The sequence below is a fragment of the Oceanobacillus sp. FSL K6-0251 genome (assembly GCF_038004725.1).
GTDB lineage: Bacteria > Bacillota > Bacilli > Bacillales > Amphibacillaceae > Oceanobacillus > Oceanobacillus oncorhynchi.
Genome location: NZ_JBBORS010000001.1, coordinates 4,219,891 through 4,243,206, shown reverse-complemented (window position 1 = coordinate 4,243,206; position 23,316 = coordinate 4,219,891). Strand labels below are relative to the sequence as shown.

Sequence of the window (23,316 nt, the reverse complement as noted above, 5' to 3'; positions counted from 1 at the left end):
AAGGAGATGAGCTCGGGGCCCACGGAAAGCGTAGTGTTTTTCCGTAGCGGTCACTATGAGTCATGATAACATCTATTTATAAACCATAGATTTTGGTGTCGATCTCAAAATAGCATATATAATAATCATTGATAGCATAGATGGGTATGATTATTTTCTAAAAGGAGTGCATGAGCGTGAGTTTGAAAGAATTAACACAAGAGCAAATTGACGATTTATCCATGATTGAATTAGGTTCCCTCATTCTAAAAGAAAAAAATAAAGCAATCCCTTTTCAAGATTTATTTTCTCAAATAGCAGAGTTAAAAAACTTATCCGAAGAACAGAAAGAAAATTTGATTGCACAATTCTATACAGACATGAATGTTGACGGACGTTATTTAACATTAGGTTCCGGTGTATGGGGACTAAAAAGCTGGTATTCGGTCGAACAGGGAGAAGAAGAAATTACGGAAGAACCGAAAAAGCGTAAGAAAAAGAAGAAAGCTGCAGTGGAAGACACAGAAGATATCCATGATGATTTAGACATAACTGATGAAGACATCGATGATATGCTGGATGATTTCGATGATGACGTAGAAGATGGGGATCTGGAAGAAATTGAAGATGAAGTAGACGACGTTATCGGCAAGGACGATCTCGATGAATTAGATTACGATAATGAAGACGATCGTTAATCATTAATGTACAAAGTTGATAAGCTGGGGCAAGTTGATCATCATTCGACTTGCTCCAGCTTTTTGTAATAAAGCGGGAACGTGACAGGAAAAAAACATGTTTTTTTCAGTGCTTGACATTTACATAGACTAACAGTAGAATCTTTATTGGGCTCTTTGAATATAATTACAAAGCGTTTCCCCTGAGAGATGAGAGGGGAAACGCTTTTCTTGTTAGATAGAGAAATAAATTGAAATAGTTTTGTGTGATAGCTTTTACCATCTATGTAAATGCTACGGACAGGACAATCATTCCAAAGAACGGCCAATTTTATCACGGAGAAGCCTCCGTAAACCTTCCGCCTCAAAATAAATGTATTCGGGCGAGAGATAACGGGCGCTAACTCCCTGAATCACTTAATCAATGCATAACATAAAATAAAGAAAGAAGGATGAGAACAAGTGACAAAGTATATTTTTGTAACTGGCGGCGTAGTATCATCGCTTGGAAAAGGGATTACAGCAGCTTCATTAGGACGTTTATTAAAAAACCGCGGATTAAAAGTAACGATTCAAAAATTTGATCCGTACATCAACGTAGACCCTGGGACAATGAGTCCTTATCAGCATGGGGAAGTATTCGTGACCGAAGATGGCGCTGAAACAGATTTAGACCTTGGACATTATGAACGCTTTATCGATATCAACTTAAATAAATACAGCAATATTACAACAGGGAAAGTATATTCCAGTGTCATCCGCAAAGAGCGTCACGGCGATTACCTTGGCGGAACAGTACAGGTTATTCCGCATATTACCAATGAAATCAAAGACCAGGTATTCCGTGCAGGTGAAGCTACTGGCGCAGATGTTGTTATTACAGAAATCGGCGGAACTGTCGGCGATATTGAGTCACTGCCATTCTTAGAAGCTATCCGTCAAATTAAAAGTGATGTTGGCCGGAATAGTGTGATGTACATCCACTGTACGCTTGTTCCTTACATTAAAGCTGCAGGCGAAGTAAAAACGAAGCCGACACAGCATAGTGTAAAAGAGCTCCGTTCTCTTGGAATCCAGCCAGATGTGATTGTATTACGTACCGAAATGGCAATTACTAAGGAAATGAAAGAAAAGATTGCTTTATTCTGTGACATTAATGAAAAATCGGTTATTGAAATGATGGATGCAGATACGCTGTATCAAGTTCCTATTGCTTTACAGGAGCAAAATATGGATCAGATTGTTTGCAACCATTTTGGGTTAGATTGCCAAGATGCAGACATGGACGACTGGAAGGAACTTATTAATAAGGTTCGTAACCTTTCTAAAAAAGTCGAGATTGGGCTGGTCGGGAAATATGTAGAACTTCCTGACGCTTATCTTTCTGTTGTCGAATCCTTAAAGCATGCCGGGTATGATTTTGATGCGAATGTCAATATACATTGGATCAACTCTGAATTATTATCAGAAGCGGAGATTGAAACAGCATTATCGAAAGTAGACGGGGTTATCGTTCCTGGCGGATTCGGTGACCGTGGTATCGATGGAAAAATCCATGCGATTCGTTACGCGCGTGAAAACAAAATCCCGTTCTTTGGAATTTGCTTAGGCATGCAGCTGGCTACTGTGGAGTTTGCCAGAAACGTAGCAGGCTTAGAAGGCGCACATTCTGCAGAAATTAATCCGGGAACGCCATACCCGATTATTGACCTGCTTCCAGAGCAAAAGGATATTGAAGACTTAGGCGGTACATTGCGTCTTGGATTATATCCATGCCATTTAACAGAAGGCACGAAAACAAAAGAAGCGTATGACGGTGCAGAAGTAGTGGAAGAAAGACATCGTCATCGTTATGAATTTAATAATGTGTATCGGGAGCAAATGGCAGAAAAAGGGCTTGTTTTCTCTGGGACTAGCCCGGATGGACGCCTTGTAGAGACAATTGAAATTCAGGATCATCCTTGGTTTATTGCTTGCCAATTCCATCCGGAGTTCACTTCTCGCCCTACCAGATCGCAAGGATTGTTCAAAGGATTTATCGGTGCGGCTGTGGAAAATAAAAAATAAATGATAAAAGCAAAAAGGAGATATTCATCTATCACAGATGAGTATCTTTTTTTGTATTCACGTTGGGTTAAACAGCAAGTATAAGTACTTTAATCGCTTATCAAAATAAAATATAGGAACAATTTCCTCGACATCTATGCTAAAGTATGGTTAAAGTATTTTCCGTGGGCAGAAATACATCACAGAAGCAATTGCATCTATACTATCCCATAGTGCCGGAGAAAAAACGGCTGATTCACCATTGTGTTATGTAAATCTTATCCCCTGTTTTTTGGAAGAATAAGGTTTATTGAAAAAAAGCGAAAGGAGCTGAATCTCATCGAGACAATGGCTGCTTTGGCTGGCAAAAGGCCGGGAGGAACGATGAGCGGTGGTGTATAATTTTCGCTTGTGAATACACATCTAAATGAATGGTGGAAACTGCCATCAGGTCTGCAGTTTTAGCCGTAAAATGATTCTTGTTAAAATAGGGGGTAAAAAAACAAATCCATATAAATAAGCAGGAATTTAAATAAATATATCGAATTTTAAATTTAAAACAAAAATTAAATATATCGGAGGGTAAGTATGACACAATCAATCCTCATTGTTGATGACCAAATAGGAATTCGCATGTTGCTTCAAGAAGTTTTTCAAACAGCCGGTTATCGTACTTCACTTGCAAAGAACGGAAAAGAAGCGGTTGAACATTTATCAGAGTCCCCTTGCGATTTGGTAGTTCTGGATTATCATATCCCTGTTTACAACGGAAAGGCTGTCATGCAAAAAATAAAGCAGATGAGGGTAGAAGCAAAAACTATCATCATTACTGGACTGCCGGAAGTTGCAAAACAGGAACTGGGGGAAAACTTACCTGAGGAAATTATTTCGAAGCCATTCAATGTTGCAAAACTATGTCATGTTGTGGAAGAAATTTTGAAGAAAAACGAATGAATCACTGCTACTTTGTTGCGATAAAGTCTTGAAATTGGTATTCTTATATTGTAATGAATGTTGTCAGAAATTCATGCGGACAATTTGAAGGAGGAACTTGGTATGCCTTTAGTATCAATGAAAGAAATGCTCGAAAAAGGAAAAGAAAATGGATATGCAGTAGGTCAGTTTAATATTAACAACCTGGAATATATCCAAGGTATTCTCCAAGCAGCTCAAGAAGAAAAGTCACCAGTAATTCTTGGTGTTTCTGAGGGTGCTGGAAAATATATGGGCGGCTACAATGTCGTAGTTGCTATGGTAAAATCTTTAATGGATTCATATGGTACAACCGTGCCTGTTGCCATTCATTTAGATCACGGGTCCAGCTTTAAAAGCTGTGCAGAAGCAATCCATGCAGGATTTACTTCTGTCATGATAGACGGATCGCACTCACCGATCGAAGAAAATATCGAAGTAACAAAGAAAGTGGTTGAACTTGCTCATATCCATGGTGTATCTGTTGAGGCAGAGGTTGGTACTGTAGGTGGAGAAGAAGATGGTGTTATCGGCGGAATCAACTATGCAGATAAAGAAGAATGTCTGCGTCTTGTGACAGAAGCAGGAGTAGATTGCCTGGCGCCAGCACTAGGTTCCGTTCATGGTCCATACCAAGGAGAGCCTAACTTAGGATTCACAGAAATGAAAGAAATCCTGGAGTTAGTTAATGTGCCATTAGTACTTCACGGCGGTACAGGAATTCCTACAAAAGATATTCAAAAAGCAATTTCATTAGGAACTGCTAAAATCAATGTGAATACAGAGAATCAAATTTCCCAGACGAAAGCAATTCGTGAAACATTAGCACAAAAGCCGGATTTATATGATCCGCGTAAATATTTAGGACCAGGTACTGCAGCGATTAAAGAAACCGTAATCGGTAAAATGCGTGAATTTGGTTCTTCTAATAATGCATAATTGATTTCATTAAAAATATGTGTTAAAAAGAGCAGATAAGAAACTTTTTAATCACATCAATAAAAATATATCAGGCAAAAGCTGTACCGATGGTGCAGCTTTTGCTGCAAAATCTCAGGGAGGTAATCTAAATGAAATTTTTCATTGATACAGCTAATATTGAAGATATCAAAGAAGCGAATAAGCTTGGGATACTGGCTGGTGTTACAACCAACCCAAGCCTTGTAGCAAAAGAAGGGGTTTCTTTTCATGACCGCTTGCGTGAAATCACAGAAGAAGTTTCTGGATCAGTCAGTGCAGAAGTAATTGCTGAGGACGCAGAAGGCATGATAGAAGAAGGGAAAGAGCTGGCAGCCATCGCACCAAATATTACGGTAAAAGTACCGATGACCCTTGAAGGTTTGAAAGCGGTTAAGGTGTTCAGCGATTTAAATATCAAAACCAACGTGACATTGATTTTTAATGCGAATCAGGCATTGCTTGCAGCACGTGCTGGAGCAACCTATGTATCTCCTTTCCTGGGAAGATTAGATGATATTGGACAGGATGGAATGGAATTGATAGCTAATGTTGCAGCTATTTTTGACCGTCATCAGATTCAGACTGAAATCATTGCTGCATCTATCCGTCATCCAATTCATGTTACAGATGCTGCATTAAACGGAGCGCATATTGCAACCATTCCATTCAACGTTCTGTCGTCCTTAGTCAAGCATCCATTAACGGATCAGGGAATTGAAAAATTCTTAGCAGACTGGAATAATCAAAAATAATTGCATAGAGTTGGAAAAAAGACAGACAATAAGAAAAGGGTAAAGATGATATGCATCTGAATAAACAAAAACAACTTGTGGATCATAACTTCCATAGGAACGAGGTTTTTACATGCAAAAGTTATTAATTGAGGGTGGGCATGAATTATCTGGAGAAGTTCATATCAGCGGTGCAAAAAATAGTGCAGTAGCTTTATTGCCTGCAGCTATTCTTGCAGATTCTACAGTAACGATTGAAGGATTGCCGGATATTTCGGATGTAGATACGTTAGGTCAGCTGTTAGAAGAAATTGGCGGGACAGTATCCCGGGATGGTCAGGACATGACGATCCATCCAGAGAAAATGATTGCCATGCCATTGCCGAACGGAAGAGTCAAAAAATTACGTGCATCCTATTATTTCATGGGTGCCATGCTTGGAAAATTTAATAAAGCAGTTATTGGTTTGCCTGGAGGCTGCTACCTGGGGCCGCGCCCAATAGACCAGCATATTAAAGGATTTGAAGCATTAGGTGCTGAGGTGACAAATGAGCAGGGTGCGATTTATTTACGTGCCAAAGAGCTGCGCGGTGCACGCATTTATTTGGATGTCGTCAGTGTTGGGGCTACCATTAATATTATGCTGGCCGCGGTAAAGGCAAAAGGACAAACAATCATTGAAAATGCTGCAAAAGAACCCGAGATTATTGATGTTGCGACGCTATTAACCAATATGGGTGCCAAAATCAAAGGTGTTGGAACAGATGTGATTCGTATCGACGGGGTTCCTTCCTTACATGGTTGTACGCATACCATTATTCCTGACCGTATTGAAGCGGGTACGTATGCTATTGCAGCCGCTGCAATGGGGAAAGAAGTGATTATTGACAATGTTATTCCGCAGCATATGGAATCATTGATTGCAAAACTGCGGGAAATGAATGTAAATATTGAATCACACAATGACCAATTATATGTTGCCAGAACAAAATCATTAAGCAGTGTGGATATCAAGACATTGGTTTATCCTGGCTTTCCGACTGACCTGCAGCAGCCGCTTACAACACTATTAACACAAGCGGGGTATTCTGGTGTGATTATCGATACCATTTATTCTGCACGATTAAAGCATATTGATGAGCTCCGCCGGATGAATGCGGAAATAAAAGTGGAGGGCGGATCCGTGATTGTTTCTGGTCCGACTCAATTAGAAGGTGCAAAGGTAAAAGCCAGTGACCTTCGTGCCGGAGCAGCTCTGGTAATTGCCGGACTTCTTGCAAATGGCGTAACGGAGATTACCGGTTTGGATCATATTGACCGCGGCTATGAGAATTTGACGGACAAGCTTTCTTCTCTCGGAGCAACCATTTGGCGGGAAGAAATGACTGAATCAGAAATTTACCAAGATCAGAATACGTAAAAGAGACGGTTAAAAAGCGGAATAAAAGGACACATCGAATTTTTACAGCGCGGGGGCCATCCTCCAACTGCTGTAATTTAAGCCGGCAAGTCCTTTTATTTGCTTTTTAAACATCCTCTAAAAGAGAAGCGGCTTCCTTCTCTTTTATTATATAGCATGTTTTGAGGTATTCGGGCGGCCTGGCAAATACTTCTTATCGATGTATCGTTTTCCTGAATATTTTTAAACGCAGTGATAGAAAAGATACACCTGTCCTCAAATAACTTCTATTGTCGAAAAAGCCTGCAAGATGAGTACATTTTCGATAACTTCAGAATCATAGATAAAAGTCATAGTTAACATGATAAAATTCCTCTATTTTTGACAAAAAAGTCTATTGAATCTTTATTCGTAAAAGAGTATGATAATAGATGTTTAGTCAAACCAAGCAATTTGATAAAAGTCTGACAGGGAAATAGAAAAGGAAGTTTCATTTTACAGAGATATCGTATTCTTACCAAAATACGCAACTCTGATGACCCGCCTTCCTGAAAAGTACTGTCAGTCTAATAAATAACATGGATTGTGTCTGTTATCTCCAGACATCTGCAGCAATATCACAGCTTCTAACTGCTTCTCTCAGCCGGAGCAGGTCTTCTTAGTACTCCTTCCATATCATTATAAGGAAATCCGTTTTGCATACCATGACGAAAATGGTACTTTTACAGTCAAGACGATGATAGATGAAAAAGGAAGTTAGAAAGATTTAAAAATAATACCAGATACATATCGTTTCCGAAAAATAGGAAACGAATGATAAGCTGTCAACGAATCAATCATCCGTTTTTTCTCCATTTGATTAAAATCTTTAGCGGATGAAATTCTAATGAAGCGTATACACGATAAGACAGCAATAGGTAACCAAACGATCAGCTATGGAGAAAGATAGAGATGGTGTACTCCATCAAATTATTTATCATAAAATACAGAAGCTGTATGAAAAGATGGGACAATGTTTATTCGTCCTATTAAAATATATAAAAGAACCTAGAACAGGCGTGGTGATTTAATGGCAACACTGACAATCTCTAGTTTAGAGACAATGACGTTAAAAGAGATTTATGCACTTGCGAAAGATTATAAAATTTCATATTACGCAAAGCTGACAAAGAAAGAGCTAATTTTTGCAATATTAAAAGCGCAGGCGGAAAAAGATGGATTTTTATTTATGGATGGAATCTTAGAAATTATTCCTTCTGAAGGATTTGGTTTCCTGCGTCCAATCAACTATTCTCCAAGTGCAGAGGATATCTATATCTCTGCTTCCCAAATCCGTCGTTTTGATTTGAGAAATGGAGATAAAGTATCCGGAAAGGTACGTCCGCCAAAGGAAAACGAACGTTATTACGGTCTGTTGCATGTCGATGCAGTGAATGATGAAGACCCGGATTCTTCCAAAGAACGTGTCCATTTTCCAGCTTTAACAGCACTTTACCCAAATCGGCCAATCAGATTAGAAACAGAAACAAACCAGTTATCTACACGTATTATGGATTTAATGACACCAGTCGGTTTTGGACAGCGCGGTTTGATTGTCGCGCCGCCAAAAGCTGGGAAAACGATGCTGATTAAAGAAATTGCAAACAGCATCTCTCAAAACCATCCGCATGCCAAACTGATTATTCTACTGGTGGATGAGCGTCCAGAGGAAGTAACCGATATTGAACGTTCTGTAGGTCCGGACGTTGATGTCGTTTCCTCTACTTTTGACGAAGTTCCTGAGAGCCATATCAAAGTGTCGGAGCTTGTGTTAGAGCGTGCTATGCGTCTTGTCGAGCACAAGCGTGATGTCATCGTTCTGATGGATAGCATTACACGCTTGGCCCGGGCGTATAACTTAGTTATTCCTCCAAGCGGACGTACCTTATCCGGCGGTATCGATCCGGCAGCCTTCCACCGTCCAAAGCGATTCTTTGGTGCGGCAAGAAATATTGAAGAAGGCGGCAGCTTTACCATTTTAGCGACAGCGCTGGTAGACACCGGTTCACGTATGGATGATGTGATTTATGAAGAATTTAAAGGAACAGGGAATATGGAGCTGCACCTGAATCGTCATCTTGCAGACCGCCGAATCTTCCCTGCTATCGATATTCTGCGTTCAGGAACCCGTAAAGAAGAGCTCTTGGTAGATAAAGCACATTTAGATAAAATGTGGCTGCTGCGGAAAACCATGCAGGATTCCAATGATTTCTTAGACCGCTTCTTAAAACGGATGAAGAATTCTAAGAATAATGAAGAATTCCTGCAGCTGATGGACGAAGAAATGAAACGAAAAGGAATGAATCGTCAATAGAATCAGATGCATCTTGTCTTTTGTTAATAACTTCTATTGCATTTCATTCTATACACTGTTATAATCTTTCTATGTGAGTTTAGGTAGGGTGCATTGCATCGCGAACGACTCTTCGAATAACTCTGTTTCCAAGGGACTCAGGGCAAAAAGGAGTAGAAGAACATGAAAAAGGAAATTCATCCAGAGTACAGAAAAGTAGTTTTTCTTGATACTAGCACGAATTACAAGTTCTTAAGCGGATCTACAAAAGAATCAGACGAAACAATTGAGTGGGAAGATGGAAACACATACCCTCTATTAAAAGTTGAAATCAGCTCTGATTCACATCCATTCTACACTGGTAAGCAAAAAGCTGACAAAGTCGGCGGCCGTGTGGATCGCTTTAAGAAAAAATATAACCTTAACTAATTTTCTGATGAACCGTCTATCGGTTAAAAAGAATTTTTATAAGGAATGGAATTTGGAAAGGACAGGCAAAATGTCTCATTTTGCCTGTTTTTTTACTTTTAATGAGATAAAATATGAAAAATAAGTTTTTTTCATTTATCATATAATAGAAGATAGTTGAGAGTGCTGCCTGAGCTTCTCATTAAAAATAGTTATACTTATTCGCGAGAGGAGTTTCTCCAAATGCATATAATGAAGCGAAATGGCTGGGTAGAATTAATTTGCGGAAGCATGTTTTCCGGGAAATCAGAAGAATTAATACGTCGTGTCAGAAGAGCAACGTATGCGCATCTAGATGTATGTGTATTTAAACCGGCTATTGATAACCGTTATGATGAAACAGCAGTTGTTTCTCATGATGGCAGAACTACTATTGCAAAATCAATCAAGGATGCGGCTGAAATTTTAGAGGAAATAAAGCCCGATGTAGAGATTGTGGCGATTGATGAAGTGCAATTTTTCAATAACAATGTCATTGATGTCATCGAGGAGCTTGTTCGCCGGGATATCCGTGTCATTGTTGCCGGCCTGGATATGGATTTTCGTGGGGTTCCTTTTGAACCCGTACCGCAGCTGATGGCTTTATCGGAATCGGTGACGAAATTAAACGCCATCTGTCCATTATGCGGTTCGCCTGCCAGCAGAACGCAGCGGCTGATTGATGGAAAACCTGCTTCCTACGATGACCCTGTCATTCTGGTAGGAGCTTCAGAATCCTATGAACCGCGCTGCCGTCATCATCATGAAGTACCTAATAAACCAGAAGTAAATGTAGCACAAAATGTTGTAAAACAAGCAAATAGTTAATACGAAAACTGCCGAATCTATATATTCGGCAGTTTTTTATATAATGAAACCTCATTTTGTTGAGATTCCTCCTCGCCACCTTGCAAGATTAGGTTAGAGTTGGAGAAAGGCGCATTGATTACTCTCTTCCATAGAATGGCTTTTGCGATTACTTACCCAATTAAAACCATTGGCAGTTGAGTGAATCGTGTTGGTACTTGTTGTTGGATTTCCTGTTTAAAAATGATATTTTACTTATTTTGGAGTGAACGCCAAACATTCAGTTATATTGTGGTAAATGGAGTTGGAATAATTTAACGAAATTTCTTCTTACATATATAAGCATGTATCGAAATGGAAGTGTAATAATTCTTGGTATAATCATGATACATAGTAAACGCATTTTCGAAAGGTAAAGCCCGCGTTTGATACGCTTCCCTGAAAATACAACGCTTTGACTCTTTTGGTCATAAATAGGGATTTCATCGTTATCAAGAAAACTTGCTTTCGACGTATAAGATTCTTCTGTCAACATCACCGTTATCCCATGCTTTTCTGCTTCGTATGTGATCATTTGAATAAGCAGGCTGTGCGGGATAGCTGTAAAAGATTGGTTATTCCTTTTTCCTATAGCGGCGTGTTGTTTCCAGTCTTTATTTTGCCCGATGATGATGGTACCAATATCCTCTTCCAAGGCGATTTTCACGATTTGAAAACTGGCTTTATGAAAGAGATCTTTGATTTGAAGAAATCGTTTTTGGCTGATTTTCTCCAAACGTTTGGATGTAAACGGCCCCTCGTTTGTATTTTTTCCTTGACGGAAGATCCCTGTATAATAGGCTTTTAGCTGATTATAGCGTTGATTGACGGATTTGATATTTTTGCCTTTCACTAAAACTGGCCTTTTGCCTGTGTTCGTGACAATGGTTGCAAGATTATCCATACCTAAATCAACAGATAAAAAACGGTTCTTGGATTCTTTCCACTTTGCTTCTGCATGAACTTGAAAAATTAATTCCACGACATATTGACCGTACTTGGGAACGATTCGAACTTGTTTGAGCCTTCCTTCCGAATAACCTAACTTCCCTATATTCAGGCGTGCTTTTGTTTTAGGGAACTTCAAGAATTTATTATCTTTTACCATACAATCCTGATTGGAAAAGGTTATTTCTTTTTCTTTGGAACGACAATATCCTGGTATTCTAGGACGTGCTTTAAATTTTACGGGATTCTTTTTATACTCCCGTAAGCTGCCATAAAAAGATATCCAATTTTGAAAGACCATTTTCATAATGCCTTGACTCGATTGAATCGGTAAGGATTGATAATCGTTCTGTTTCATCGATTTAAACAAAGCATTCAAAAAAGGGTACGGGATATATGGATGATCCTTAGAGGCCATCTCAAATAAATGACATTTGATTTCCGTTTGTTCTGATTTGGCTTTTTCCTGTTCTTCATACTAACCGTCAGAATCCTAATATTATTGAGGAAAAATAATTCACAAATCGGGCTAATTAATCAATTTCAGGTCGTTGCACACATGGAAAGAACGGGCAAATACACTGGATATAGGATGAGAGGAGGTTAACGGATGTCTTTTCACTATCCCTATTCGCCCGGCTGGCACCCTTATCGTCAAAATCAGGGAGGGTATACCCGGCAAAAGGAATATCAGAGCCAACGGAGCAATAGCGCACAGGACGCAGGTGTGGAAACGCAAATACAAGGTGATAACTATGGATCAGGCTATGAACTTCCTGTTCAGGATACAGCCAGCCAAAGACCGGGAAGCAATCTATATAAAGCCCATTCCGCTTCTTATCATGATGCATCACCGGATATGCAATACATGATGCAGATGATGATGGATTTAAGAAGCCAGCTGGAGCAGCTTAACTACTTGATTGCACAGAACAATCGACTGCTGCAATTTATGCATGAGCAAGAAGATACCAAATGTATTCAAGGAAGTGGCGGCGGAGCTGTTATTGTACGGATGTGATAACGCTTGGCCGTTTTTTAAAACGTTGTTATAGGAGTAAGGCTGATGAATAATACAGGCGGAGGAAAAGGTAACATTTATTAAAAAAATAAATAACAATACGATAATTGCAGGTGCAATATTTTACATCAGATTCGTATACCACAAAAGAAATCCAAATTAGCTTGGGTTTCTTTTTGATAAAAAGGGTCTTCTTTCTGGACAAATTCTTTTTCAAAGAAATTGTGAAAGTTATCGTAATTTTTGCACAAGTGCTATTACGCTATTCCTTCTCATGATACAATATAAATATACTATGTATCATTCTGGAGGTGAATACATTGAAATGGGAAGAAGTGCGCGACGCATTTCCGGAACAATGGGTTTTAATTGAAGTAGTTCAGGCGCATACTAATGAGCACAGTGAACGTATTTTAGAAGACATGGACCCTTTGAAAAAATTCTCCAACTCTCCAGAGGCAATGAAAATTTGTCAGGAGATTCACCGATACAATTTAGGAAGAGAGGTATATGTGCTTCATACAAGCCGGAAAAATCCCAATATCATGCAGAAAAAAGAAATAAGTATCAGATAAAGGTTAAAAAAATAAACTTTTCTTTTTAGAAAGATACGGAATTGGAAGGGAAAATAAGCGGATGCTGTATATTAAATTAAATAAAGAAGAAATCAAGAAAGAATGCCTATAGACAGGTCATGTATAAAACGTGCCGAGTTTATGGGTATTTTTTTGTTTATCGGCAACCCTGCCATTACTGCTCATCTGGTGTGCAATTGACCCGGATGCTCCCTTATAATATAATAAGACTGTTATGGAGAAAGAGGTGTATTCTTGTGTTAGATCGTTTGCAAGCACTAGAAGATCGGTATAATAAATTAAATGAAATGTTAAGTGACCCGGAAGTAATCAGTGATACAAAAAAGCTGCGTGAGTATTCGAAAGAGCAGGCTGGACTGGAGGACGTTGTCCAGGCTCACCGTGAGTATAGAGAAGTTACATCACAACTGGCAGATGCGAAAGAAATGCTGGAAGATGAATCAGATAATGAAATGCTGGAAATGGCGAAGATGGAAGTATCTGAATTATCGTCCAGAAAAGAAGAGTTGGAGGAACAAATGAAGATTCTCCTGCTTCCTAAAGACCCGAATGATGATAAGAACGTTATTATGGAAATTCGCGGTGCTGCCGGGGGAGATGAAGCTGCTTTATTTGCAGGTGATTTATATCGGATGTACTCTCGTTATGCAGAAGCGCAGGGCTGGAAAATCGATGTGATGGAGGCTAGCTCCACAGGCGTTGGCGGTTATAAAGAAATCATCTTTATGATCAATGGATCAGACGTTTATTCGAAACTGAAGTATGAAAATGGCGCCCATCGCGTACAGCGTGTTCCGGAAACAGAGTCTGGCGGACGGATTCATACATCCACTGCAACTGTTGCGGTGCTGCCTGAAGCGGAAGAGGTAGAGATAGATGTCCATGAGAAGGATATTCGTGTGGATACCTTTGCTTCCAGCGGACCGGGGGGACAAAGCGTAAATACGACGATGTCAGCAGTACGTTTAACGCATGAGCCTACTGGGATTGTGGTATCGATTCAGGATGAAAAATCACAGATTAAGAATAAAGAAAAAGCAATGAAAGTATTACGGGCTCGTATTTATGATAAATTCCAGCAGGAAGCACAAGCAGAATATGATGAAAATCGTAAATCAGCGGTTGGTACAGGAGACCGCTCAGAGCGTATCCGTACGTATAACTATCCACAGAACCGTGTGACAGACCATCGGATCGGTTTGACCATTCAAAAGCTGGACCAGATTATGCAGGGCAAGCTGGATGAGTTTATCGATGCGCTTGTCATGGAAGAGCAAGCGAAAAAATTAGAGCAGATTGGGGAATAATCAATGACCCAAACAAAAATTCATGAAGTCCTTCACCGGGCTTCTCTTTTTTTAGAAAAGGCAAATAGAGAACCAAAAGTGGCAGAAATATTAATCAGACATCATTTAGGGTTATCCAGACAGGAATGGCTGCTTGCTTTGCGTGACCCCATATCTGAAGAAAAACAAATACAGATTGAAGCAGATATAAAAAAGCATGCTGAAACTGGAATTCCCGTCCAGCATTTGACGGAATCTGAGGAATTTTATGGACGCATCTTTCAAGTGAATAAGCATGTGTTAATTCCCAGACCGGAAACGGAAGAGCTGGTGCTTGCTATAAAGGATTACCTTGCTGCGCAAACCGGACCTGTACGGGTGGTTGATATAGGTACAGGAAGCGGCGTTATTGCGATTACGTTGGCATTAGAATTAAATCATGCAGAAGTCTTTGCTACCGATATTTCAGCTGAGGCGCTTCAAATAGCCAAGCAGAATGCCGATCAATGGGAGGCAGATGTATCATTTCTGGAGGGAGATTTTTTATCTCCGGTTATTCATGAAACCACGCCATTTGATGTGATTGTTTCCAACCCGCCGTATATTGCGAAATCAGAAGCAGCTGCGCTTAGTGATACCGTCCGTGATTTTGACCCGGAGCTGGCGCTTTTTGCAGAAGAGGATGGATTGGCAGCATATCATATGATTATCGAACAAGTGAAACAGCTGCCCTTAAAAAAAGATACACTGCTGGCTTTTGAAATTGGCCATACGCAGGGGGAATCTGTAAAGAAACGGATACAGCAGGTTTTTCCAGGCAGTCATGTGGAAATCAAACAAGATATCAACGGAAAAGATCGAATGGTATTTGCGAGCCATTTAAACTGATGTCTGCATAGCCAGAATAACGAAAAAGTATACCCGGTTTTCAAATATATATTTCTATCAAACTTGTATAAGCAGAAATCTCCTTGTCCAAACTATCTCATAGATAGATGGAAGGGAGATTTTTTTATGAAAAAATTATGGATGGCAATGGCACTTATATTTTTATTATTATCGATTATTCCAGTAGTTAGTATAGCAAAAGAATTGCAAAATAAAGAGCTTGACTATCAGGTTATCCCGGACGAAGCGATCCGGCTGCGTATTCTGGCAAATAGTGACAGCGAGAAGGACCAAGATGTAAAACATAAGGTCCGTGATGAAGTGAATGAAGTCATCACAGAATGGGTGAAGGACATTGATGATATTGAAGAGGCAAGACAGCTGATCGATGACCGGCTTCCGGAATTAGAAGAAGTAGTCAGAGATACACTGGAGAAAGAAAATAGCGATGATGACTTTGAACTGGAATTTGCGGAGGATGTATCATTTCCTGCGAAATTATATGGAGACTACCTTTATCCGGCAGGGGAATATGAAGCGATTTTAGTAACGATAGGAGAAGGTTCTGGCGCCAACTGGTGGTGTGTCCTATTCCCGCCATTATGCTTTTTAGATTTCTTTAACGGCACCTCTGTAGCGGATGGAGATGCAGCAGAAGCAGAAGAGGAAGAAGAGGTCGAAGTAGAATTCTTTTTATTTAAATGGTTAGGCTTGTCATAGATTTGTTCATAGAGGCATACGATGATAGTAAAGCGTAGCTTAAGTTTAATCAAGAAAAAGAATGGAGGATGGAAAAATGCAAATCTACCAAGTTAAAGAAGCAAAACTAGAGCTGATAGAGAAATTTATGGAAAAGAACGGAACGCTTTTCGGCAAAAAATTAACAAAGGAGAGCTATGTTGTAGAAATCAACGGAAGCATGGAAGGCTGCTTTAATCTGGATATGGTAGATGAATCAACGTATTGGCTGAAGCAATTATATTTAAATAAAGAGCATGTAGAAAAATTATTTGTTGTATTTGAATCTGTTCTCGTCATATCTAGAAAAAATAACGTAAAATGTGTATATGTGCATAATCAAAGCCCGGTTGTGGATATCTTATTAGAGTCTTTACAATTCAAAAGAGAAAGCGATGTCACATTTAAAAATATAAATTCAGAAAAAACAGGGAATTGGTGGGCGTATCAGGTATCCTAATTTCTTAAAAAGGAGAGAAGCTTGATATAACTAGCATAGTTTATTTCGTAATTTGTCAAGTGAAAATTATACACACTATTCACAACAGGGTGTGTATAATTAGGGGATATATGTGAATTATCGTCATTTTGTGGATAAAAACTGTGAATAATGTGCATAAGTTTGTAAAAATACTGCTTTTTTGCGTTTCCGTTGTGTATCGACTAAAATAGAAACGTATAAAGTGAAACTTCATGCAGTGGGAGTTTTACAAAAGCCCTTCGGTGGGAAGAGTAATCGAAGCAATATTGTCAGGTTAATAGCCGCTACGGAAAAATACTGCGCTTTCCCATAGCAGTCTCCGTATTTTTCCTCCGCCAGACAGTTTTTTGCTACCTATCTGTAACAAATATAATATTCAATAAAATTTATTAACCTGACAACATTGGTAATCGATCTCCCAGCCTGTTACACTGCGGGAAATGAGGAAAAGTTATGCACACGAAAGTATGGAAAAAGAATGGAACCACTATCATAGACAAAGAGATTCAAGAGGCAGCAAATCTGTTAAAAGAAGGAGAGGTTGTCGCCTTTCCTACAGAAACGGTATACGGATTGGGCGCAGACGCGACGAACGAAGCAGCTGTCCGAAAAATATTTGAAGCAAAGGGACGCCCGCAGGATAATCCATTGATTGCCCATGTTGCGTCAGCGGAGCAGTTAAAAGAGCTTGTCACATATATTCCAGATTATGTGTATCCATTGATGGAGGCTTTTTCACCGGGCCCTTTAACATATATTTTACCAGCAAATGATTTCTGTGCGGAGAATGTAAAAGCGGGTTTATCCACAATCGGGGTGCGAATCCCGAGTCACCCTATTGCGCTTGCTTTATTACAGGTAGCAGGAAAACCTGTTGCGGCTCCCAGTGCAAATGTGTCCGGAAAACCCAGCCCGACTCAAGCGGCACATGTATATGAGGATTTAAACGGAAAAATCAGCGGACTGATTGATGGCGGGCAGACTGGTGTCGGATTGGAATCAACGGTCATTGACTGCACGGGAGAAATACCGGTTATTTTACGGCCCGGCGGAGTGACAAAGGAACAATTAGAGGCGGAAGCGGGCACTGTGATGATCGACCCTGGCCTTGTTACATCCTCCGCGGACCGTCCCAAAGCTCCTGGAATGAAATATAAACACTATGCACCAGAGGTTCCGCTTTATTTATTTGAAGGAAATCTTCAGGCTTTTAGTGCATTTGTGGATAAGGAAAAGCAGGCAGGGAACAGAATAGGCGTCCTGGCATCCAATCAAAGTGCTGAAATTTTTCCAGACGGCACAAAAGTGCATCTGCTTGGCGGGACGATAGAAGAAATCGCTTCTTCCTTATATGATGGATTGCGGTTCTTTAAGCATGCCAATGTGGATAAGATTGTTTGCGAGACATTTCCGGAGCAAGGAATTGGTCAAGCAGTCATGAATCGTCTGCGAAAGGCGGCAGATCAAATTATAAAAGAATAATCTTTTTAATAGTAGAGATATCCACATTGGTCGTCACGAATATTTCTGAAAACATTCATATAATCCTGTTTGGAAGCATAAAGTGTACAAGCATGCTTCAAAGGGGGACGTATGAATGTTTTTTTCTACCGAATTACTTTCACTGGCCTTGCTTGCCGTTGGTTTAAGTATGGACGCATTCTCTATCAGTTTGGGCTTAGGAATGAATAAAATGCGATTGAAACGGATTGCTATTATTGGCCTGGTAATCGGCAGTCTCCACATGCTTTTCCCGATGGCAGGCATGCTGCTTGGACATGCGTTATCAGAACAGGTCGGACAATGGGCAGCGCTGGCATCGGGAATCCTGCTGTTCTTTATCGGCGCCCATATGTTTTTCTCCGCCTTTCATACATCCGAGGAGTACAGATGGCAGCCGGTCGGCCTCGGATTGTGGATGCTTGCGTTCAGCGTCAGCCTCGATAGCTTTACAGTTGGGTTCAGCCTTGGTATTTCTGGCGTCACGATTATTTTTACGCTCCTTATTTTTGGGGCTGTAAGCTGTCTTTTTACATGGATTGGCTTATTATTAGGCAGACGGCTGCAGGGCTTCCTTGGGATATACAGTGAAATTTTTGGAGGGATTATTCTTTCATGCTTTGGGCTTTATATGTTATTCAGCTGAGCGTAAATGATGAATCGAAATAAAAAGTGCTGGCGGCCGAATTTTCAGAACGGGGATAGGGATAAAACGATATATTCCATATCAATCACAGATGAAAAAAGCACACGCCACCCTATTACAAAAAGGCTAAAACCCCGAATTGCACAGGTTTTAACCTTTTTAACACCTAGTTACGGCTTGATGGGACTAAATTATTCGACGTCTTCTTTTGGAAGCGCCCATATGGACACACTGCCTCCATTGACAGGGAAAACGGCAAAGCCATCTTCTTCAATGGAGATATGCTCGGTTCTTGTTCCGGTCAGGTCGACCCAGACTTCTCCTGCACGATCTTTTCCTGCATACATTCTTTTCTCGCCATCATCTCCGTTTGAGATAATGACGGCACAGCCTGATCGTTCTATTTCCGGGGAGCCGCGGCGAACCCAGCCAATCGTGCTAGGGTGATCGAAGTAGTCTTCCTGTTCACCGTACGCTTTATGATAGCGAGCATAGAGAAGCGGATCAATGGCTTCTTTTTTATCCTCGATTGGATTTTCTCCTCCAATCCCAAAATAATCACCGTAAAAAATGCATGGGTATCCGCCTTCCCGCAGTAAAATAAGCGCATAAGCACTTTGTTTAAACCAATCCTCGACCCAGGATTCAAGTGCTTCATCAGGCTGTGTATCATGGTTATCCACGAAGGTCACAGCATGATGCGGATAGGATTGAACCAGTGTATCGTCAAAAATGGCTGTCAAATCAAAATCGTTGCCGGCTTTAGAAGCTTCATGCAGCTTATCATGCAGCGCGACATCAAATAAATCGATATGGTAATCAACTTGTTCTAAAAATTGCTGGCATGCTTCCAAATCATGCTTCCAGAACTCGCCGACGAAATAAAATTCCTCGCCGTACGTTTGGGCAATCTCTTTTGCAAACACGTTAATAAAATCGTGATTAATGTGTTTCATTGCGTCTAAGCGAAAACCATTGCAATGTAGCGTATCTACTAGCCATTTGCCCCAGCGGATCATTTCTTCCCGGACTTCTGGATGATGGTAGTCGATATTCGCAAACATTAAATAATCGTAATTGCTGAATTCATCATCTACCGCTTCGTTCCATGTTTTATTATCGCCTACAATTCGGAATATACCTGTTCTGTCCTCCTTCGCGTCGTAGTCTGTCCCATTAAAATGCTCGAACCTCCATTTGAAAGAAGAATACGTGTCACCACGTCCAGGGAAGGTGAATTTTGTCCAACCTTCTATATCAAAGGGTTCTGAAATCTCTTTTGTTCTGTCATTCGAATCTACTTCAATCACTTGAAATACTTCTGTTTCATCTGCTCCGGCTTTATGATTCATCACGATATCCGTATACACATGGATATCTTCATCATGACACGCTTTTATCGCCTCCTGCAGCTCTTTTTTTGTGCCGTATTTTGTAGCGGTGCTCCCTTTTTGATCAAATTCCCCCAAGTCGTATACATCATAGGGAGCGTAGCCATTATCTTCAGGTGACATGCCCTTTGTAACAGGCGGAATCCAAACAGCGTCGATGCCTCTGTTTTTTAATTCAGGAGCTGTTTCCTTCAGCCGGTTCCAATGGAGAGCGTCTGCTTCTACATGCCATTCGAAAAATTGAATCATAGTGTGATTTCGCTTCATATTATTTCTCCTCGTTTCTATTAATAAACCTATTAAAGAAAGGGTGTATCTTCCCTTTGTCCCAGCTGCGTAATTGTTCTTTTCATGCGAGCTGTTCATTTTTATAATTTATTTCTACCATACTAAGTAGTAGATACACCTTATGAAGAGAAACGAAACCTCATATCTCTTTTAAAGGGCAGTCTGCGTTTTTGATTTAATCATGATATGATGTAAAAAAGAATACGTTTGATAAATATTACCGTGATAAGAACAGGAGGATTCATCTTATGAATGTATTATTTGTATGTACGGGAAATACGTGCCGCAGTCCAATGGCAGAAGCCTTGTTGAAGCAGCGCGCACAATCAGATATACAGGTGAAATCTTGCGGAATCAGTGCGATGCCGGGAGCGCCGGCGAGCAGTCAGACAGAAGAGGTCCTGAGACAGGAAGGGATTGAAATCAATCATCAATCCGCCCCAATCAGCGCCGCATTGGTACAATGGGCCGATGTGATCCTGACTATGACCGCTTCCCATAAAGAAAGAATCTGGTCCGAATATCCCGAAGAAAGAAAAAAAACATATACACTTAAAGAATTTGCACTACATGCCGATATAAAAATATGGGAGCAAATAGAAAAAGCCTATGCGAATTTAGAAGAAAAAAGAAAGCGCTGCGTCAAGCAGTTTGATTCTAAAATGGATCCGATAGAACAGCGCCAGCGGCTGTATGAAATAGGTCAGGAAGAGATGGAAACAATTCGTGATTTAAAAAGACAGCTGACGCATTCTGATATTGCCGATCCTTTTGGCGGGTCAACAGCGCATTATTTGAAGACAAAACAAGAAATTGAAGCCTGTCTTGATCGTTGGCTGTCATCTTAAAAAGACAGCAATGAAGAAGGCAGTGGATGGCAGTCTGTGAAAACTCCGTGGAATCTTTGCAGTGAAAGGGAAAGCGAAAAAATTTGCTTTTTCTTGAAAGCGCTTGTGCCGGAGTTTTTGCATGTTTTGCTTGCTGTATTTTCATCAGATTTCCGCTGTACAGCATGCAAGTCTTATAACCGCAGCGATGAAAATTTTAATTGGGGGAGTGGAAGTTTAATGGGGAATAGGTATCGGTTTAGTCTTAGGTTAAAGCTGGTTGTGTTTACTACTTTTTTAGCGCTTATTACATACTCAACAAGCGCATTTTTTATTTATGTTGTATATGACTATGTGCAATCCCGGGTCAATATATCTCAGCAGGTTTTTGTTATCAGCACGCTGCTGGCCGGGGTGGTGTGGTCCGGGATTCTAGCTTTTTTTGCTGCGAGATGGATTACAAAGCCTTTGCAGAAACTGGAGAAAATTACAGGGGAAGCAGCCAAAGGAAATTTAGAGATGCGGGTGGAAATCCCGAAATCGGATGATGAAATCAAATCGTTATCTGTTGCGGTAAACAGTATGCTGCAGAGTTTAAATAAAATGGTAATAAATATTGACCAGCATTTTGAGGAAACAAATACAACCGTCCATCAATTGAAGGAAGCTTCGAATACGGCTACAAAGCATGCTGCTGCGATTGGTGATTCGATCAGCGAAATTTCAGATGGTGCCGAGAATTCATCACGTGCGACACAGGAGACGGTCGGATCGATTGAAATTGCAACAGAGCTGGCGAACGAAGTACAAAATAAAGCAGAGACCTCCAAAAAGCAGTCCCATGCTATGATTCATATGCTGGAGGAAGGCCAGAACATGGTGAAACAATTAGTTGCCGGAATCGAGCGTATTGCTGTAGAGCAGGAAGTTTCAATGGAAGATGTCAATCATTTGCGCCAAAGCACGATGGAAGTGGAAGGGATCATTACTTTAGTCGGTGAGATTGCAGAACAAACCAACTTACTGGCATTAAATGCCTCCATTGAGGCTGCACGGGCTGGGGAGCATGGAAAAGGCTTTGCGGTGGTTGCAGAGGAAGTGAGGAAGCTAGCCGACCAAAGCGGAAAGGCAGTGAACGATATTTCCGAGCTCCTGCTTTCCATCCAGACAGATGTGAAGCAATTAGCAGAAAAAATGAATACCAATGCGGCATCCGCGCGGAAAGAAGTCGGTCGTGGAGAGGACACGAATCGTACGATTATGGAAATGGGGACAACAGTTACAGAGACCGCCACGCAGGTCGATACGATTTATGAATTGGTGGAGCAGCAGCTGCAATCGATTCAACATACAGCCAATCAATCGCAGGAAGTAGCAGCGATTGCCGAGGAAACATCTGCTGGTACACAGGAGGTCAATGCTGCGGTTCAAGAGCAGATTGGAACAATGGAACAAGTGGACCAATTAGCAGGCCAGATGGAGGAGCATGCCGGAAATCTAAGAGAACAGATTAAGCAATTTAATGTGAAGCAAGAAACGGATTCTGGCAGCGTGATATCCATGGAGCCTTCTGACAGCAGCAGGGGCGGTTTAGAGGAAAACAGGCATCAAGATGTATCGTAATTTTAAAAAAATCATGGTATGCTATAAATGATTCTATTATTTGCTGTGTTAAACGAAGACGCAGAAGGATGATAAGCAGTAAGGGTGTGTCATGATGATAACAAAAGACTTAGAACAAGTTATTGATCAATGGCTGGCGACAAACAGCCTGCAAAAAGGCGAAATCGTTGTTATTGGCTGCTCTACAAGTGAGGTAGCCGGTCAGCCAATCGGGACAAGCGGGAGTACGGAAATTGCTAAAAGTATTTACGAGCAGATGACAAAGCTTCAGAAGCAAACTGGAGTCCATCTTGCATTTCAATGTTGTGAGCACTTAAACCGATCTCTTGTCGTAGATCAACAGACAGCTGTGCAGTATGGTCTGGAGGAAGTTGCTGTGGTGCCTGTTCCAGAAGCAGGTGGATCAATGGCGAGCTATGTCTATAGGCAACTGGAGCATCCTGTTGTTGTGGAGAATATTCGTGCCCATGCCGGGATAGATATTGGCGAAACCATGATAGGCATGCATTTGAAGCCAGTAGCGGTTCCCTTGAAATTGGAACAGCGTACGATTGGCCACGCCAGAGTCAGGGCAGCTCGGACCCGTCCGAAATTGATTGGCGGCCACCGGGCATATTACGGAGAAAACGCAGTGAGATAAGTCATTCTTTTTCGTTTGAACAACAAATAATAATAAATTTTTACCCTATATAGG

General features: G+C 40.7%; 21 protein-coding genes and 1 pseudogene. 20 read left to right on the top strand and 2 right to left on the bottom strand.

What is annotated here, in order from left to right; translation table 11 throughout:
- Window positions 1-176 precede the first annotated feature (176 nt).
- From rpoE to MKY45_RS20715, 9 genes are all read left to right on the top strand, one after another.
- A complete protein-coding gene (gene rpoE, locus MKY45_RS20755; protein WP_193064710.1) occupies window positions 177-677 on the top strand; it encodes a DNA-directed RNA polymerase subunit delta in 501 nt (166 codons plus the stop codon).
- Window positions 678-1,118: 441 nt separating this feature from the next.
- Complete coding sequence (locus MKY45_RS20750) at window positions 1,119-2,723, top strand: CTP synthase (RefSeq protein WP_042529456.1); 1,605 nt, start codon at window positions 1,119-1,121, stop codon at window positions 2,721-2,723.
- A gap of 567 nt (window positions 2,724-3,290) precedes the next feature.
- Window positions 3,291-3,656 carry a response regulator gene (locus MKY45_RS20745; RefSeq protein ID WP_042529458.1) on the top strand — a complete coding sequence of 122 codons (366 nt, stop codon included), beginning with the start codon at window positions 3,291-3,293 and terminating at the stop codon, window positions 3,654-3,656.
- A gap of 102 nt (window positions 3,657-3,758) precedes the next feature.
- Window positions 3,759-4,613, top strand: coding sequence for a class II fructose-1,6-bisphosphate aldolase (gene fba, locus MKY45_RS20740; protein ID WP_042529460.1), 855 nt, complete (start codon window positions 3,759-3,761; stop codon window positions 4,611-4,613).
- Between the two features lie 131 nt (window positions 4,614-4,744).
- On the top strand, window positions 4,745-5,386 hold the full coding sequence (fsa, locus tag MKY45_RS20735) for a fructose-6-phosphate aldolase (protein ID WP_042529462.1): 642 nt from the start codon (window positions 4,745-4,747) through the stop codon (window positions 5,384-5,386).
- Between the two features lie 112 nt (window positions 5,387-5,498).
- A complete protein-coding gene (locus MKY45_RS20730) occupies window positions 5,499-6,785 on the top strand; it encodes a UDP-N-acetylglucosamine 1-carboxyvinyltransferase (protein ID WP_042529464.1) in 1,287 nt (428 codons plus the stop codon).
- Between the two features lie 1,048 nt (window positions 6,786-7,833).
- A complete protein-coding gene (gene rho / locus MKY45_RS20725) occupies window positions 7,834-9,117 on the top strand; it encodes a transcription termination factor Rho (RefSeq protein WP_042529466.1) in 1,284 nt (427 codons plus the stop codon).
- A gap of 162 nt (window positions 9,118-9,279) precedes the next feature.
- Window positions 9,280-9,525, top strand: a complete 246-nt coding sequence (locus tag MKY45_RS20720) for a type B 50S ribosomal protein L31 (protein ID WP_042529468.1) — start codon at window positions 9,280-9,282, stop codon at window positions 9,523-9,525.
- A 222-nt stretch (window positions 9,526-9,747) separates the two neighbouring features.
- Window positions 9,748-10,371: a thymidine kinase gene (locus MKY45_RS20715; protein ID WP_042529470.1), complete on the top strand. Its 624-nt coding sequence runs from the start codon at window positions 9,748-9,750 to the stop codon at window positions 10,369-10,371.
- Between the two features lie 370 nt (window positions 10,372-10,741).
- Here MKY45_RS20715 and MKY45_RS20710 read toward each other — a convergent pair.
- Window positions 10,742-11,812 (bottom strand): annotated as a pseudogene (locus MKY45_RS20710) (RNA-guided endonuclease InsQ/TnpB family protein); the annotation flags it as partial.
- 135 nt (window positions 11,813-11,947) lie between these two features.
- Between MKY45_RS20710 and MKY45_RS20705 the strand changes: the two are divergent.
- From MKY45_RS20705 to MKY45_RS20670, 8 genes are all read left to right on the top strand, one after another.
- Window positions 11,948-12,358: a hypothetical protein gene (locus tag MKY45_RS20705; protein ID WP_042529472.1), complete on the top strand. Its 411-nt coding sequence runs from the start codon at window positions 11,948-11,950 to the stop codon at window positions 12,356-12,358.
- A 320-nt stretch (window positions 12,359-12,678) separates the two neighbouring features.
- Window positions 12,679-12,933: a hypothetical protein gene (locus tag MKY45_RS20700; RefSeq protein WP_042529474.1), complete on the top strand. Its 255-nt coding sequence runs from the start codon at window positions 12,679-12,681 to the stop codon at window positions 12,931-12,933.
- Between the two features lie 257 nt (window positions 12,934-13,190).
- Complete coding sequence (prfA, locus tag MKY45_RS20695) at window positions 13,191-14,261, top strand: peptide chain release factor 1 (RefSeq protein WP_042529476.1); 1,071 nt, start codon at window positions 13,191-13,193, stop codon at window positions 14,259-14,261.
- A 3-nt stretch (window positions 14,262-14,264) separates the two neighbouring features.
- Complete coding sequence (prmC, locus tag MKY45_RS20690) at window positions 14,265-15,128, top strand: peptide chain release factor N(5)-glutamine methyltransferase (protein WP_193064709.1); 864 nt, start codon at window positions 14,265-14,267, stop codon at window positions 15,126-15,128.
- A 126-nt stretch (window positions 15,129-15,254) separates the two neighbouring features.
- Window positions 15,255-15,848 carry a stage II sporulation protein R gene (spoIIR, locus tag MKY45_RS20685; protein WP_193064708.1) on the top strand — a complete coding sequence of 198 codons (594 nt, stop codon included), beginning with the start codon at window positions 15,255-15,257 and terminating at the stop codon, window positions 15,846-15,848.
- A gap of 76 nt (window positions 15,849-15,924) precedes the next feature.
- Complete coding sequence (locus tag MKY45_RS20680) at window positions 15,925-16,326, top strand: hypothetical protein (protein ID WP_042529482.1); 402 nt, start codon at window positions 15,925-15,927, stop codon at window positions 16,324-16,326.
- Between the two features lie 474 nt (window positions 16,327-16,800).
- Window positions 16,801-17,829 carry an L-threonylcarbamoyladenylate synthase gene (locus MKY45_RS20675; RefSeq protein ID WP_341173363.1) on the top strand — a complete coding sequence of 343 codons (1,029 nt, stop codon included), beginning with the start codon at window positions 16,801-16,803 and terminating at the stop codon, window positions 17,827-17,829.
- Window positions 17,830-17,944: 115 nt separating this feature from the next.
- Window positions 17,945-18,493 carry a manganese efflux pump MntP gene (locus tag MKY45_RS20670; RefSeq protein ID WP_042529486.1) on the top strand — a complete coding sequence of 183 codons (549 nt, stop codon included), beginning with the start codon at window positions 17,945-17,947 and terminating at the stop codon, window positions 18,491-18,493.
- Between the two features lie 191 nt (window positions 18,494-18,684).
- Here the strand turns inward: MKY45_RS20670 and MKY45_RS20665 are convergent, their stop codons facing one another.
- The gene (locus MKY45_RS20665) at window positions 18,685-20,151 is read right to left on the bottom strand and encodes an alpha-amylase (RefSeq protein ID WP_042529488.1); all 1,467 of its coding nucleotides are present in this window, start codon (window positions 20,149-20,151) and stop codon (window positions 18,685-18,687) included.
- 269 nt (window positions 20,152-20,420) lie between these two features.
- Here MKY45_RS20665 and MKY45_RS20660 point away from each other — a divergent pair, with 269 nt between their 5' ends.
- The 3 genes from MKY45_RS20660 (at window position 20,421) to MKY45_RS20650 (ending at window position 23,262) form a co-directional block, all read left to right on the top strand.
- On the top strand, window positions 20,421-21,020 hold the full coding sequence (locus MKY45_RS20660) for a low molecular weight protein arginine phosphatase (RefSeq protein ID WP_042529490.1): 600 nt from the start codon (window positions 20,421-20,423) through the stop codon (window positions 21,018-21,020).
- 219 nt (window positions 21,021-21,239) lie between these two features.
- Window positions 21,240-22,622 carry a methyl-accepting chemotaxis protein gene (locus tag MKY45_RS20655; protein WP_042535680.1) on the top strand — a complete coding sequence of 461 codons (1,383 nt, stop codon included), beginning with the start codon at window positions 21,240-21,242 and terminating at the stop codon, window positions 22,620-22,622.
- Between the two features lie 91 nt (window positions 22,623-22,713).
- Entirely contained in the window at window positions 22,714-23,262 is a 549-nt protein-coding gene (locus MKY45_RS20650) for a TIGR01440 family protein (protein ID WP_042529492.1), read from the top strand.
- Window positions 23,263-23,316: the final 54 nt, after the last annotated feature.

Bases quoted from the DNA above. Each gene is read 5' to 3' on its own strand.
- MKY45_RS20675 (WP_341173363.1), top strand. From the start codon at position 16,801: ATGCACACGAAAGTATGGAAAAAGAATGGAACCACTATCATAGACAAA.
- MKY45_RS20660 (WP_042529490.1), top strand. From the start codon at position 20,421: ATGAATGTATTATTTGTATGTACGGGAAATACGTGCCGCAGTCCAATG.
- spoIIR (WP_193064708.1), top strand. From the start codon at position 15,255: ATGAAAAAATTATGGATGGCAATGGCACTTATATTTTTATTATTATCG.
- MKY45_RS20745 (WP_042529458.1), top strand. From the start codon at position 3,291: ATGACACAATCAATCCTCATTGTTGATGACCAAATAGGAATTCGCATG.
- fba (WP_042529460.1), top strand. From the start codon at position 3,759: ATGCCTTTAGTATCAATGAAAGAAATGCTCGAAAAAGGAAAAGAAAAT.
- prmC (WP_193064709.1), top strand. From the start codon at position 14,265: ATGACCCAAACAAAAATTCATGAAGTCCTTCACCGGGCTTCTCTTTTT.
- MKY45_RS20665 (WP_042529488.1), bottom strand. From the start codon at position 20,151: ATGAAGCGAAATCACACTATGATTCAATTTTTCGAATGGCATGTAGAA.
- rho (WP_042529466.1), top strand. From the start codon at position 7,834: ATGGCAACACTGACAATCTCTAGTTTAGAGACAATGACGTTAAAAGAG.
- MKY45_RS20715 (WP_042529470.1), top strand. From the start codon at position 9,748: ATGCATATAATGAAGCGAAATGGCTGGGTAGAATTAATTTGCGGAAGC.
- MKY45_RS20670 (WP_042529486.1), top strand. From the start codon at position 17,945: ATGTTTTTTTCTACCGAATTACTTTCACTGGCCTTGCTTGCCGTTGGT.
- MKY45_RS20655 (WP_042535680.1), top strand. From the start codon at position 21,240: ATGGGGAATAGGTATCGGTTTAGTCTTAGGTTAAAGCTGGTTGTGTTT.
- fsa (WP_042529462.1), top strand. From the start codon at position 4,745: ATGAAATTTTTCATTGATACAGCTAATATTGAAGATATCAAAGAAGCG.
- MKY45_RS20720 (WP_042529468.1), top strand. From the start codon at position 9,280: ATGAAAAAGGAAATTCATCCAGAGTACAGAAAAGTAGTTTTTCTTGAT.
- MKY45_RS20705 (WP_042529472.1), top strand. From the start codon at position 11,948: ATGTCTTTTCACTATCCCTATTCGCCCGGCTGGCACCCTTATCGTCAA.
- MKY45_RS20680 (WP_042529482.1), top strand. From the start codon at position 15,925: ATGCAAATCTACCAAGTTAAAGAAGCAAAACTAGAGCTGATAGAGAAA.
- MKY45_RS20730 (WP_042529464.1), top strand. From the start codon at position 5,499: ATGCAAAAGTTATTAATTGAGGGTGGGCATGAATTATCTGGAGAAGTT.
- MKY45_RS20650 (WP_042529492.1), top strand. From the start codon at position 22,714: ATGATGATAACAAAAGACTTAGAACAAGTTATTGATCAATGGCTGGCG.